The sequence below is a fragment of the Streptococcus sp. KR genome (assembly GCF_002238115.1).
In the GTDB taxonomy this organism is placed as follows: domain Bacteria; phylum Bacillota; class Bacilli; order Lactobacillales; family Streptococcaceae; genus Streptococcus.
Genome location: NZ_NGVM01000341.1, coordinates 1 through 226, shown reverse-complemented (window position 1 = coordinate 226; position 226 = coordinate 1). Strand labels below are relative to the sequence as shown.

At 33.2% G+C, this 226-nt stretch carries 1 pseudogene; it reads right to left on the bottom strand.

Going from position 1 to position 226, the window contains the following annotated elements:
• Positions 1–226 (bottom strand): annotated as a pseudogene (locus tag CBI42_RS13095) (hypothetical protein); the annotation flags it as partial.

The following is a 226-nucleotide window of genomic DNA, read 5'->3' as shown; positions in this document are numbered from 1 at the left end:
ATAATAATCTTCAACCACATCTTTAGCAGCGTAGGTAATTGCCCATTGCTTATTCTTAAAATCTGGATTGCTATGATCGCTGAATGCCTTAATCAAGGGATTAGCATTGTTATAATTCCAAAAATGAATTCGTCTTAATACTTGCTCAATTAATAGACTAAAAGCATCGTCTTTTGAACAATGAATTGAATAATGAATCCGGTTAATGCCGTTTTCAAAATTCCGG